The organism is Thermococcus sp., assembly GCF_027066465.1.
GTDB lineage: Archaea > Methanobacteriota_B > Thermococci > Thermococcales > Thermococcaceae > Thermococcus.
Genome location: NZ_JAMONU010000073.1, coordinates 1 through 12,933, shown reverse-complemented (window position 1 = coordinate 12,933; position 12,933 = coordinate 1). Strand labels below are relative to the sequence as shown.

Genomic DNA, 12,933 nt, shown 5'->3' with positions numbered 1-12,933 from the left:
TGTATATCCTAATCGCCATTCCCACCACCGGGGCCTTTTGGGAGGGCCTTTTTATTAGCTTATCGTTGCGGGAAAGCTTAAAAACCAACTCCACAACTCGGATTAGGCAAGAAAAAGGGGGTTGTAAAGATGGTCAAGGTCGAGAAGGGAGACGTCATAAGGCTCCGCTACACCGGAAGGATTAAGGAAACCGGCGAGATTTTCGACACTACCGAGGAGGAGATAGCCAAGAAAGCCGACATTTACAAGGAGAACGGTGTTTACGGCCCCGTTCCGATAGCGGTTGGAGCCGGCCACGTTATAAAGGGCCTCGACGAGGCTCTCGAAGGTCTCGAAGTTGGCAAGAAGTACGAGATTGAGGTTCCGCCCGAGAAGGGCTTCGGAAAGCGCGACCCCAAGCTCATAAAGACCTTCACCCTCGGCCAGTTCAGGAGGCAGGGCATAATCCCGTTCCCCGGAATGCCCGTCGAGATTGAGACCGAGAGCGGGAGGAAGCTCAAGGGGAAGGTCCTCACGGTCAGCGGGGGCCGCGTCAGGGTCGACTTCAACCACCCCTACGCCGGCAAGCACCTCATCTACGAGGTCGAAATAGTCGAGAAGATTGAGGACCCGATAGAAAAGGTCAAGGCCATGATTGAGCTTCGCCTGCCGAAGGTCGACGCCAACAAGGTCGTCATCGAGGTCGGCGAGAAGGACGTCGTCGTTGACTTCACACCGGTTCTCGACGAGGTCGACAGGGGAACCCTCGCCCTCGGCGAGATACTCCTTGAGAGCGACCTCAAGTTCTTAGGTTATGAGGAGATAACCTTCAAGCCGAACGTCGAGGAGCTTCTCAAGCCTCCGGAGGAAGCCGCCGGGGAGAACGTTGAAGAATCTGAAGAACAGGAAAAGACCGAAGGGGCCGAGAACGTTGAGACCGCCCCGGAGGAGAAGGAGGAGCCGGCCGGAGATAAGTCTGAGGGCGAGGAGCCGAAGGAGGAGGCAGAGAAGGCCGAGGAGAAAACGGAAGAGAAGCCCAAGAGCAACAAGGGGAGAAAAACGAGGAGAACAACGACCAAGAAAACCACGACCAAGAAGAAGGTTGCCGCCGAGGAGAAGAAGGATGAGTGAGGCTTTTTAACTTCATTTATCCTTCTTATTCTGGGGGTGCGGATGGAGAGCCGTCTCGAAATACTTCTTCAAGACCTCGCCCACAGGTTCACCAAGGACGACGTCCCCAAGATTAGGGACGCCCTGACGGCCCTCAGGAAGGTAATGGAGATACCGGTCTCCTACCTGAACCCGACCAGCGGCTATCATCCCGTCGTCATCTTCAAGAAACGCTTCGGCAGGGTCCAGAAGGAGGTTCCGGTTTCCATACTCGACCTGAAGGTGCTCAACCGTTACAACATGCCCGGGTGGAGGAGGGAAGTTGAGTTCTGGCTCGACAACGACGTTGTACTGAGGGAGAACCTCTACGGCATGGAGGCGCTTCTGATAGGGGACCCGCGCGGGCTTAACAGACTCTCGGACGTGATACGGAGGCTCGCCCAGTACATGACCCTCAGGCCGCTGAGCCTCGTGCTGTTCTACAACACGATTTACATGGACTACGGAAGCGGACGCTACATCCAGCTCCTCCTCAGGGGCAACGACCTTGAGGTAAGACCCATACGGATGAAGCTCAGCGAGGCCTCAAAGTACCTCGGCAAGGCCATCGAGTACATGGACTCTGCCTTCGGGAACAAGAACATCGAGTTCTACAAGCTCCTCTTTGCCCACGCATCGGAAACCTACAGCTCCTTCGACTGGTTCTTCCACAGGTACATTTACCCCCGCCTCAACCCCGAGCAGAGGGAGTTTCTCGAGGAGATGCAGGACTACAGAAACTTTCTGAGGCTTCTCTACAGCTACATCAACAGACTCAACAAGGACAGAATCGGCGACGAGGTGGGAATAAGGGTCATAAGGCGGGCCAACCCCAGAAGGCCCCTGGAGATAGGCATTGCCTTCACCAACAGAGGCATCGACGTTAGGCGCTACGCAAACACCGTCCAGATAAGCTTCATGGTGTGAGAGATGGACAAGGCAGTTCTCCTCTACATCCTCCTCTTTCCCCTGAGCTTCGTCCTCTGGTTGGTTCCCGCCTCCTTCTGGGGACACGTTCTAATCGTTCTCGTTGCCTACCTCGTTATCCCCCTGGCAATCTCAACGGCCCTCGGCTTCAGGTTGAGTGAGCTCGGACTCAAGTTTCCCAACCGTAAGGGCGTCAAGCTGTTCCTCCTTCTCTTCGCCCTCTCTATTCCGCTGAGCATCTACGGAACGACGGTTCCCTCTATGAGGAACTACTACCCGGTCTTTTCGTACTCAGGACCGCTGACATTTCTCCTCGGGGAGCTTGGCATGGGTCTGATAATGCTCGCCCACGAGGCCTTCTACAGGGGCTTCCTCCTCTTCCCGCTCGCCAGAAAGAACGAGTGGCTGGCGATAATCCTCCAGAACATCCCGTACACCGTAGTCCACATTGGAAAACCGGAAATAGAGATACCCTACGCATTCATAGCCGGAATAATCTTTGCAAAAATGGACTTGGAGGGAGAGAGCTTCCTCCCGAGCTTCCTCCTTCACTGGTTCGGCTCGGCCTTCTTCGACGTCCTCTGCGCCTCAAGCTTTGCCGTCCCGTAGCCCACAAAGAGCACCTTGTCCGGGTCGAGGGCCTTCAGCACTTCGGGTCTATGGGTGATTATCAGGGCCGTTATTCCCGCCTCGCGGATTATCTCGGCGACCTTCTTGGCGACGCGCATTGCCGTGAGCGTATCGAGATGGGCCGCGAACTCGTCGATTAGGAGCAGGTTGGGCTTCTCTGCCAGAAGCGAAGCTATTCTAGCTCTCTCCTTCTGGCCCGTGCTCAGCTCGCCGTACTTCGCCCTGTAAAGGACGGCGTCGCTCAAACCCGCCCTGTTGAGTATCTCCACGGCGGCGTTGAGGTCGCTTATCTTCCTGTAAACGTGCTCCAAAATGCTCTCGGTTCCAAAGGTCGGCTCGAACTCACCGGGAATCATGACCGAGACCTTGGCGTTGTCCGGAACCTCAATCTTACCTTCAGTCGGTCTAAAGCGCTCCTCCCACCAGCCGTTGGCCGCTCCAAGGATGAGCCTCAGCAACGTCGTCTTTCCAGCCCCGCTCGCGCCGACAACGGCTATGAGCTCGCCCGGCCGGATTTCGAAGTTCAAATTCCGTAAAACGGGCCTCTGGATTACGCGGTGCCTGACGCCAAAGGCCTTCAGCAGTTCCTGAATCTCCTCGGGCAGGCCCTTGATGTCGAGCTCGCTCTCGAAGACCTTGCTGACGTTGATAAACTTTATTGGCCCCGCTAAGGGCTCAACCTTTCCGTAGCTCGGCTTCCAGAGCCTTCCGTCCTTTGGAGCGTAGGGGTCTTCACGAAGGAAGCGCTCGATGTATTCTTTAGCCTCCTCTGTCAGCGGGTAGAAGAGAACCGGCCTTCCGCTCGCGGTCTCCCAGAGGAACTTGAAGCCGACCTTCTCGAAGAAGGGGTTGTAACGGGCCATCTGCGCTATGGTCTCGACGATGTGCTTCCTCTTCCTCATTTCGGGAATCCTGCGCTCGGCTATCCACTCAAGGGCCGACTTAACGCTTAACTGTCCCAGCCCGTCGGAGCGATAGTCCGGGTGAACTACAACCCTCGCAATCCTCGCTCCAGCGGTGTTCGTCTCTGCTAAAGCTTTCCACTTGGCCTGCTCCCAGAGGTAGGAGCGGGCGATTCTCCTCTTTCCATACTTCCTCTTCAGCTCCTCGTAGAGTTCCTTCATTATGCGCTCCGGCCAGAAGGCCGGGTGGAACCACTCCTCCGGAAAGACCTTCTCGCGGATGTTCTTCTCAATTTCGCCATTCGGCAAGCGGCGGTGCATGAGCGGTATCGGTGGGTCAACGCGGACGTAGCTGAGAATCCTCGGCTCGTATTCTTCCCTCTCGACGAGCTCGAAGATGAGGAAGCGCGACGCTGGGGTTGAGCCCTTTATCTCGAGTATGTGGCTCTCAGCCCCGCAGATTGGGCACTTCTGCTTGGTGTTCGCCTCGAAGATGTGGCCGTTCTCACAGCGCCATAAGGCCACTTTCTCCTTCTGGCTCGCGTAGTGGTACTGCTCCAGCTCGGCTATCGCCTCGAAGTCGGACTCGTATTTCGCCTCCCTCGCCCTGATTTTGTAGGTGTAGAGGAGCTCGCCGGTCAAAGGCGAGTAGCGCTTGGCCTCAACGGTTTTCTCGAAGAGTGGCCACACAGGAATTCTATCGCCCTCGTAGAACTTCCAGAGCTTGTAGTCATCGAAGTCGAGAACCTTGACGCCGTCCTTCTCCTTTGGCTTGTGGAGGATTTCAACCTCAACCTCATCGCCGTTCAGAAACCACTGGGCGACGTTGCCCGTCATGTAGAGGCGGTACTTTTCGCCATCAGCTTCAACTTCGAGGATTCCGAACCAGCGGTGCTTGAAGCGCGGGATTTCGCTACCCGTAACTTTTCCCCTTATGAGCATGGAATCACCGGGATAAATAGGGAAGAGGGAGTTAAAACGTTAGCCCAAGAGCTTTCGCACCCTCTCCACGACTTCCCCCGCGTCCCTCCCGAAGACCAGAACCATCGGCTCCTTTCCCCAGTCGCCGAGGTGGTAAACCACGTCGGGCCTTTCTCCGGCCCTTTTTACTGCCGTCTCGATGCCCCACTCCATCGTCCCCCTCTCTACCCTCTTAACCTCTTCAGGCTCTTCCCTGCGGTCGTAGAACGAAACGACGAGGCCGAGTTCCTCCGCCTTCTCTATCAGCCCCTCCGAGTAGCGGAGGTTCAGAACCGCTTTAAGCTCCGGATAGAACTCGCGCATCTTGAGGAGGGCTCTCCTCAGGTGGTCGCTGGCGTTGAGTTCAACGGGGCCGACGGGCTTTATGGTATTCCCGTAGCGGACGATTCTTCCCTTGACGGCGAAGACTTCTCCAAAGGGCGTCGCGAGGGCGAAGTTTGTTCCCACCTCCGGGACGTGCGGGTTGAGCCTCCCTCCAAAGGCTACCAGCTCTTCAACGGCCCCTTCAAGCTCTTTCTCAGCTTTCCAGCGGTAAGAGTTTCTCTCCAGCTCCCAGAGGGGGTTTACGGCTCTGGCTTCCGTCTTCGAAAACCTGATGGAGTTTTCAACGAAGCGCTTCGCCATCCCGACGGCTTTCGGAAGCTCAAGTCCTTTGGCGAGGAACGTCGCCAGAGCCGATGAGAAGGCACAGCCAGTTCCGTGGGTGAAGCCCTCGACCTTCTCTCCCGGGAACTCGTAGAGCCTCCCGCGCCAGTAGAGAACGTCGGTGAGGTCAAGGTGCCCCCCCGTTACGACCGCGCCCTCGGCACCAAGTTTTTCCACGAGGGCCTTCGCGGCTTTTCCCATGTCTTCAGCCGAGCGGATTTTAACTCCAGTGAGCGCTTCGGCCTCCGGGACGTTGGGGGTGACTACCGAGCCGGGAACGAGGGTCTTGAGCGATTCAGCGTCGTCAATGAGCTTTTTTCCGGTGCTTGAGGCAATCACCGGGTCGAAAACCCTGGTAAAGCCTTCCGTTTCTTCCCTCACGGCCTGGGCGACCTCACCGCTCCCGAGCATCCCAATTTTGACAGCTTTAACCTCAAAGGCCTCTTTAACGGCCCGTATCTGCTCCCTAACGACTTTGGGCGGAAGGGTGTGGTAGCCCCTTATTTCGGAGGGGTTCTGGTAGGTCACCGCCGTCAGAACCGGGAGCGGGTGCTCGCCCAGAGCAGAGACCGTCTCGATGTCGGCCTTTAAACCGGCTCCTCCACCGGTGTCGAGGCCCGCTACAATCAGGACGACCATCCCATCACCTCAGCTTCTCAAGGATTTCAAGGGCCGCTTTCCTTCCGCTCAGGAACATTCCGCCGAATATCGGCCCCATCCTCGGCGCTCCAGCGATGGCATTGGCGGCCATTCCCGTAACGTAGAGGCCCGGGAAGATTTCCTTCGTGTGCTTCACGGTCAGCTCCTCCCCCCTCTCGGCCCACATCGGCCCCTCCCCGGGAACCTGGAGGAGGCCGCGCCTGACGAGGTGTCCCGTAACCTGCGCCCCGTGGCCGGTGGCGTCAATCACAAAGCGCGCCTCGACCGTGAGCGGGTCCACGTGAAGGCCCGTCATCATCACCGGCGTCCAGTTGATTACGATTCCCGCGACGCGGTTCTCCTTGAGAACCAAGTCCTCAACCTCAACCATGTTGAAGAACCTCACGCCGGCCTTTACGGCCCTGCTCGCTATCGTCGTAGCCGTCTCGATGGCGTCGGCAACGTAGAGGCCGTTCCTGAAGGGTCTGTAGTTTATCCCGAACTCGTCGAGGATTTCCCTCGCCTCCTCCTGAACGACGATTTTGTTGAAGCCCATCGCACCGCCCCAGATTCCGCCCCCGATTGAGAGCTTCTTCTCGAAGATTGCCACCTTCGCACCGTTCTTGGCGAGGTAGTAGCCTGCTACCATCCCCGAGGGGCCAGCTCCTACAATAGCGACGTCGAGGCTCAGGCTTTCGAGAAGCTCTGAAGTGTAGGCCTCTATTATCGCCCTGCTTATCTCTATCTCCTTCATGACCACCACCCAAAACCTTTTAAGTTCCGCTCAAAACTAAGTTTTGGAATTTAAAAACTTTGTTATAAACAGGTTTTAAAACCGGGTGATTGGCATGACCCAGCTTGAGGAGGCAAGGCGCGGGGTAATCACCGAGGAGGTAAAGTTTATCGCCGAGCGGGAGGGGATAAGCGCCGAAAGGCTCAGGAGGAGCGTGGCAAAGGGGCACACTGTGATATTCAGGAACGTCCGCCACGACTGGGTTAGGCCGGTCGCGGTGGGCAACGTCGTCCGCGTTAAGGTCAACGCCAACATTGGAACGTCGCGCGACATAGTGGACGTCAAAGCTGAGATAGAGAAGGCTAAGGTCGCCGTGAAATACGGCGCCGACACGATAATGGATCTCTCCACAGGGGGCGACCTCGATTCAATAAGGAAGGCCATAATGAAAGCTGTTGACGTGCCCATCGGCACAGTTCCAATCTACCAGGCCGCCGAGGAGATGTTAGCCAAAGGAAAGGCCATCATCGAGATGACCGAGGACGACATGTGGAAGGCCGTTGAGAAGCACTTCAGGGACGGCGTTGACTACACGACGATTCACGTTGGAGTTACAAAAGAAGTCGTCGAGAAGATGAAACGGGTGAAGAGAGTCGTCGGCATGGTCTCGCGCGGCGGAACCTTCCTCGCGGCGTGGATACTCCACTGGGGCGAGGAGAACCCGTTCTACAGGGACTACGACTACCTTCTTGAACTCGCCAGGGAGTACGACGTTGTTCTGAGCCTCGGCGATGGACTTAGGCCCGGCGGCCTTCCAGATGCGGGCGACGAGCTTCAGATTGCCGAGCTTTACACCCTAGGAAGGCTCGTAAGGCGCGCGAGAGAAGCCGGAGTCCAGACGATGGTCGAGGGTCCCGGGCACGTGCCGATTGACCAGATTCCGGCCCAGATAAAGCTTGCGAAGGTTGCAACTGACAACGCGCCCTTCTACGTTCTGGGCCCCATCGTTACAGACATCTTTCCGGGCTACGATCACATCACGTCTGCCATAGGGGGAGCGATAGCGGCTTTGAACGGCGCGGACTTCCTGTGCTACGTCACCCCTGCTGAGCACCTCGGCCTGCCGACGGTGGAGCACGTCCGCGAGGGAGTTATAGCGACGAAGATAGCCGCCCACGCTGTCAATTTGACCCGCTTCGAGGAGGACTTCAGGCGGGACTACCTCATGAGCCTCGCGCGCGGAAGGCTCGACTGGGCGAAGCAGTACGAGCTGAGCTGGAATAAGGAGAAGTTCATAGAGATAAGGAAGGAGAGGCCAACGAAGACAGAAGCGTGCTCAATGTGCGGTGATTTATGCGCGATAAAGCTCATCAACGACATGCTGAGGAAGGGGTGAGAGCTTGAGGCTCGTCTATTCCGGCAAGACGAAGGACGTTTACGAGGACGGCCCCTACCTCGTCTTCCACTTCAAGGACGCCGTTCTCGGAAGGAAAGGCAGGGAGGACAGCGGGGGCAACGAGGTAATCGGCGAGAAAGCAGGAAAGGGAAGCCTCGTTTTGAAGCAGACCGAATTCTTCTTCAGGTTGCTTGAGGGGAACGGCATAAAGACGCACTTCGTGGAGAGGATTGACGATAGAAAAGCCCGCTTTCTGAAGGCCGAGAGAATTCCGCTGGAGGTCATCTACCGCGAGCTGGCCTACGGGAGCTTCCTCCGGCGCTACAAAGGCTGGGTGAAGCCCTTCCAGAGGCTTGGGATAGTGGAGTTCACTTTGAAGGACGACTTGCTCGACGACCCCCTCATAGCTGAAGAGGCCATCACGGCCCTTGGAATCTCGAACAGAGAAGAAGTTGAGGCTATGAAGAAAACCACCAGAAAGGTCGCGGAAATCCTGCGGGAGTTCTTTTCCTCGAAGGGCCTCCAGCTCGTTGATTTTAAGCTCGAGTTCGGCAGGCTTAACGGCGGGCTAATCGTCATAGACGAGCTGAGCGGAGATACCATGCGCGTCGCGAGGGACGGGAAGATTCTGACGCTCGAGGAACTCTCGGAGGTGGTTGGATGATAATCTCGACGATAGCGTCTCATTCCTCCCTCCAGATTCTCCTCGGGGCCAAAGACGAGGGGTTCAGGACGAGGCTCTACGTGAAGCCCGAAAGAAAAGCTTTCTACGCCTCCACGAGGCTCGCGGACGAGCTTGTGGTCACTGAAGACATGGGCGCGATTCTTGACGACGACGGAATAGTAATCCCCCACGGCTCCTTCGTGGCCTACCTCGGCCTTGAGAGAATAGAGAGAGCTAAAGCAAAGTTCTTCGGCAACAGGCGCTTCCTCAAGTGGGAAACCAGCTTTGAACTCCAGGATAAAGCCCTCGACGAGGCGGGAATTCCAAGGGTTCGGGTCATCGAGCCCGATGAACTTAAACCGGGGAAGCTCTACTTCGTCCGCCTTGAGGGACCGAGGGGAGGGAGCGGGCACTTCATAGCGCGCGGGGAGGAGCTTGAGGAGAAGTTAGGGGAGCTTAAGGAACCCCACAGGATAGAGGAGTTCGTCCCGGGCGTTTACCTCTACGTCCACTTCTTCTACTCGCCGATTCTGGAGAGGCTCGAGCTCCTCGGCGTCGATGAGAGGGTAGTTATCGCCGACGGAAACGCCCGCTGGCCGGTGAAACCGCTCCCCTACACGATAGCGGGGAACGTTGGCGTCGCTTTGAGGGAGTCTCTCCTCCCGAGGCTCTACAACTACGGCCTAGCCTTCGTAGAGGCCATGAAAAAGCTCGAACCGCCCGGAATCATCGGCCCCTTCGCGCTTCACTTCTCATACGACGGTAGCTTTAGGGCGATAGGCTTCGCCTCGCGCATCGACGGCGGTTCGAACGCCCTCCACTGGTACGGAAGGCTCTACTGGAACGAGCCCATGAGCGTCGGAAGGAGGATAGCGCGGGAAATCAAGCTCGCTCTCGATGAAGACCGGCTCGGGGAGGTGGTGACGTGACCTACACGGGCAGAACCCTCGGGGTCGGGCTTATGAAGGGGAAGCCCTTCGCCTTCTACCTCCTCTGCTCCCGCTCCTTTCCGAGGAGGAGGGCAATCGTGAGGGGAAGCGCCGTCTACATCGAGAACCTAACGAAGACGGACAACCCCTACGTGAGCTACCCGGTGGTGAGGCTCCTCGATGAATACGCCGTCGTCACGAACGGCCTTCAGACGGACTTCATAGCCCAGGCCCTCGAGTGGGAAAGCCCGAAAAAAGCTCTAATCCACGTTCTTGATGCCCTCGACTACGAGAGAGATGAATACAGCACGCCGAGGATAGCCGGGATAATCGGAACCGACGGTAAGGGCTGGCTCGGCTTCGCCGGAAGGGAGGAGTTCTGGGTGAAGGAACTGAAGCTGAGGGAAGGAAAGGCCTTCGTCACGGCAACGTACAACCTCGGCTTCACCGAGCTTGAGTTCCCGGCTTTCGGGAGTGCTGAAGAACTCGCGAGAAAGGCTCTGGAGCTTCCCTTCGAGAAGAAGGTGCTTGCCATTGGAGTAGTGAAAGACAAGGTGTGGAGCGTCGGGACGGCAAACGTTTTTATCCCTTCCGCCGAACGTTAAGACGGTGATTTTCATGGACGAATACATCTGGGCCGAGAACCTGAGAGACGAGCGCGTTCTGAAGCTCGTCGAGGAGGAGAATAAACGCTTCAGGGAGTTCATAAGAAAGCTGAGCGACGAACTCTTCCCCGAGGTCTGGGAGTACTACTCGATTCCAACCCTTGTTTCTGCGAAGCTGACGGAGAAAGGTGTTATAGCGATGTACCGCGAGAGGGACCGGCAAATCATCAGGTGGCTCGGCGGGGAAGTCATAGTTGACTCGAAGGAGCTTGAAAAGGAGCTCAACGACGAGGTTCTCCTTCAGGGATTCACCGCCGATGAGAAGGGCAGGCTCTTGGCTTACAGCTTCTCCATAGGCGGTGCCGACGAGGGGATAACGAGAATCATCGACCTCGAAACCGGCGAGCTAATCGAGGAGTTCAGGCCGTCGGTGTGGAACGTCACCTTCCTCGAGGACGGCTACTACTTCGCCCGCTTCTACAGGCACGGGGAAACCCCCGACGGGGTTAAAGCACCTGCCGAGAGGTTCTTCTGGAAGGATGCGAGCGGAGAAAAACTCGTCTTCGGAGAGGGCCTCGGGTCTGGCTACTTCATCGGACTAAGTAAAAGCACCGACGGAAAGTGGGCGATGCTCACGGTAACCTTCGGCTGGAACAGTGCGGAAATCTACATTGGTCCAATAGACGAGCCGGAGAGGTGGGAGAAGGTTTACTCAGCGGACGTTCCGGTTGAACCGGTTGACGTAATCAACGGAAAGCTCTACCTCCTGACGAGGGAAGGGAAGGGCTTAGGAAAGCTCATCGCGGTTGGTGAAAAAGTCGAGGAGGTAATTCCGGAAGGTGAGTTCCCCCTTGAGTGGGCCGTTCTGGTCGGGGACAAAATCCTCGCTGGCAGGCTCGTGCACGCAAGCCACAGGCTTGAGGTTTACTCGCTCGACGGAAAAAAGCTTGACGAGATAACCTTCGACCTCCCGGGGAGCGTCTACCCGCTCGATACCGATGGGAAGAGAGCTTTACTCCGCTACGAGAGCTTCACAGTTCCATACAGGCTCTACGAGTTCGACGGAGAGCTAAAGCTCGTCGAGGGGCAAGAAATCGAGGGGAACTTCAGGGTCGAGGAGGACTTCGCGGTCTCGAAGGACGGAACGAGGGTTCACTACTTCCTCGTAAAGGGCGAGAGGGATGAGAGAAAGGCGTGGGTATTCGGATACGGGGGCTTCAACATCTCGCTGACTCCAAGGTTCTTCCCGCAGGCGATTCCATTCATAAAGCGCGGGGGAACCTTCGGAATGGCCAACCTGCGCGGTGGAAGCGAGTACGGCGAGGAGTGGCATCGCGCCGGAATGAGGGAGAACAAGCAAAACGTCTTCGACGACTTCATAGCAGTCCTTGAGAAGCTGAAGGGTGAAGGTTACAGGGTCTCCACGTGGGGCAGGAGCAACGGCGGTCTTCTGGTCTCGGCAACCCTCGTCCAGAGGCCGGACGTCATGGACTCGGCGCTGATTGGTTACCCCGTCATAGACATGATGCGCTTCCACAAGCTCTACATCGGCAGCGTCTGGGTTCCAGAGTACGGCAACCCGGACGACCCGAAGGACAGGGAGTTCCTGCTGAAATACTCCCCATACCACAACGTTAAGCCTGCAGAATACCCTCCGACGCTCATCTACACCGGCCTTCACGACGACCGCGTGCACCCGGCCCACGCGATAAAGTTCTTCCTGAAGCTGAAAGAGGTAGGGGCGCCGGTTTACCTCCGCGTCGAGACCAAGAGCGGGCACATGGGTGCTTCTCCCGAGACAAGGGCGAGGGAACTAACAGATTTGCTCGCATTCGTTCTCAAGACCCTCTCTTGAGCTTTCTTTTGATTTTCTCCCACCCCTTTCTCCTCACGAGGAGGTAGTAGCCGGTCGCGTTGAGGAGCGCCGTAACGATGACGGCCAGAATAAGGGACCTGATTGCGGCTTCCCTTATGCTCTCGTTCGCCCTCCTGAATATCGCGTAGTGGGCGTACTCCCAGGGGGTCATCGGTTCGGGAGTGAGGTTTACCCTAACGAGGCCGCTCTGGGGAACGAGGGAGAAGGCGTGGTTCCACGTCACAACGTAGACCTTAACGTGGGTTCCGTTCACCGTGCAGTTCTCGACGACTTCTCCTCCAACCACGTAGCAGTCGCCGTCTACGAACTTCGCCCAGACCCTTCTGTGGGAGTAGCTCTCGAAAGTTATCGTCCGGTTCCTGGGATAGACTGTCACAGGTTCAACGTCGGCGGAGGAGCCGTAGAAGAGCCTTCTTATGTAATCGTAGAGCCTGTCCACGAGGGGCTTTCCCGTGCTCTCGGTTGGCCAGACGTAGTAGTAGGATATCCCGCCGTGCCTGTCGAGTTCGTAGAGAACCCTAACAGGCTTGTCATCGGGCTTCGCATACAGCACCGGGCTGTACTTCAGGGCGTCCTTTCCGTAGGCCGGAACGTAGCCCTTGAGGGTGTAACCGCTCTGGTAGAGGGACAGACTGAAAACCACAACGACGTTCGCGAGCATCCAGACCGCCAGTAGCAGTTTCCGCCTCATCTGCAACTCTTTCCTTCGAACCCTTATGAAGTTTTTCAACGGCGGGTAACCCTTATATTGACGAAGTTCGAACTAACGGCAGGAGATGACCCATGAGCGAAAGGGTTTCCACCGGTGTCCCCGGTCTCGACGATATGCTCAACGGTGGCCTCATTCCCGGAAGGGTCTATCTGGTGAAGGGCGCTCC

12 protein-coding genes and 1 pseudogene are annotated in these 12,933 nt (G+C 57.0%); 9 read left to right on the top strand and 4 right to left on the bottom strand.

Translation table 11 applies throughout. The features are described from left to right. The first annotated feature begins 129 nt into the window (after positions 1–129). From MVK46_RS03320 to mrtA, 3 genes are read left to right on the top strand one after another with little or no spacing between them, the layout of a single operon-like run. The gene (locus MVK46_RS03320) at positions 130–1,110 is read left to right on the top strand and encodes a peptidylprolyl isomerase (protein ID WP_297535230.1); all 981 of its coding nucleotides are present in this window, start codon (positions 130–132) and stop codon (positions 1,108–1,110) included. 42 nt (positions 1,111–1,152) lie between these two features. Continuing rightward, entirely contained in the window at positions 1,153–2,055 is a 903-nt protein-coding gene (locus MVK46_RS03315; protein ID WP_297535229.1) for a hypothetical protein, read from the top strand. Between the two features lie 3 nt (positions 2,056–2,058). Beyond that, on the top strand, positions 2,059–2,664 hold the full coding sequence (gene mrtA, locus MVK46_RS03310; RefSeq protein WP_297535228.1) for a CPBP family archaeomyxosortase MrtA: 606 nt from the start codon (positions 2,059–2,061) through the stop codon (positions 2,662–2,664). Here mrtA and MVK46_RS03305 read toward each other — a convergent pair. Genes MVK46_RS03305 through MVK46_RS03295 form a run of 3 tightly spaced genes read right to left on the bottom strand, consistent with a single transcriptional unit; the run spans position 2,604 to position 6,606 of the window. Then, a complete protein-coding gene (locus tag MVK46_RS03305) occupies positions 2,604–4,529 on the bottom strand; it encodes an ATP-binding cassette domain-containing protein (protein ID WP_297535227.1) in 1,926 nt (641 codons plus the stop codon). The genes mrtA and MVK46_RS03305 overlap by 61 nt on opposite strands. A 39-nt stretch (positions 4,530–4,568) precedes the next feature. Further along, the gene (thiD, locus tag MVK46_RS03300) at positions 4,569–5,852 is read right to left on the bottom strand and encodes a bifunctional hydroxymethylpyrimidine kinase/phosphomethylpyrimidine kinase (protein WP_297535226.1); all 1,284 of its coding nucleotides are present in this window, start codon (positions 5,850–5,852) and stop codon (positions 4,569–4,571) included. 4 nt (positions 5,853–5,856) lie between these two features. After that, the gene (locus tag MVK46_RS03295; RefSeq protein ID WP_297535231.1) at positions 5,857–6,606 is read right to left on the bottom strand and encodes a sulfide-dependent adenosine diphosphate thiazole synthase; all 750 of its coding nucleotides are present in this window, start codon (positions 6,604–6,606) and stop codon (positions 5,857–5,859) included. 94 nt (positions 6,607–6,700) lie between these two features. Between MVK46_RS03295 and thiC the strand changes: the two genes are divergently transcribed. Genes thiC through MVK46_RS03270 form a run of 5 tightly spaced genes read left to right on the top strand, consistent with a single transcriptional unit; the run spans position 6,701 to position 12,034 of the window. Further along, positions 6,701–7,981, top strand: coding sequence for a phosphomethylpyrimidine synthase ThiC (thiC, locus tag MVK46_RS03290; protein WP_297535225.1), 1,281 nt, complete (start codon positions 6,701–6,703; stop codon positions 7,979–7,981). Positions 7,982–7,985: 4 nt separating this feature from the next. Beyond that, positions 7,986–8,645, top strand: a complete 660-nt coding sequence (locus MVK46_RS03285) for a phosphoribosylaminoimidazolesuccinocarboxamide synthase (protein ID WP_297535224.1) — start codon at positions 7,986–7,988, stop codon at positions 8,643–8,645. Next, positions 8,642–9,574, top strand: coding sequence for a formate--phosphoribosylaminoimidazolecarboxamide ligase (locus tag MVK46_RS03280; protein ID WP_297535223.1), 933 nt, complete (start codon positions 8,642–8,644; stop codon positions 9,572–9,574). Before MVK46_RS03285 ends, MVK46_RS03280 begins: the two co-directional genes overlap by 4 nt. Beyond that, positions 9,571–10,179 carry an IMP cyclohydrolase gene (locus MVK46_RS03275; RefSeq protein ID WP_297535222.1) on the top strand — a complete coding sequence of 203 codons (609 nt, stop codon included), beginning with the start codon at positions 9,571–9,573 and terminating at the stop codon, positions 10,177–10,179. The genes MVK46_RS03280 and MVK46_RS03275 overlap by 4 nt, the downstream gene beginning before the upstream one ends. A gap of 13 nt (positions 10,180–10,192) precedes the next feature. Further along, entirely contained in the window at positions 10,193–12,034 is a 1,842-nt protein-coding gene (locus MVK46_RS03270; RefSeq protein ID WP_297535221.1) for a prolyl oligopeptidase family serine peptidase, read from the top strand. Here the strand turns inward: MVK46_RS03270 and MVK46_RS03265 are convergent. Then, positions 12,018–12,746 carry a hypothetical protein gene (locus MVK46_RS03265; RefSeq protein ID WP_297535220.1) on the bottom strand — a complete coding sequence of 243 codons (729 nt, stop codon included), beginning with the start codon at positions 12,744–12,746 and terminating at the stop codon, positions 12,018–12,020. The two genes, MVK46_RS03270 and MVK46_RS03265, sit on opposite strands and share 17 nt — an antisense overlap. A 92-nt stretch (positions 12,747–12,838) precedes the next feature. On the opposite strand from MVK46_RS03265, the pseudogene MVK46_RS03260 reads away from it, so the two are divergent. Further along, positions 12,839–12,933: pseudogene (locus tag MVK46_RS03260) on the top strand (ATPase); the annotation flags it as partial.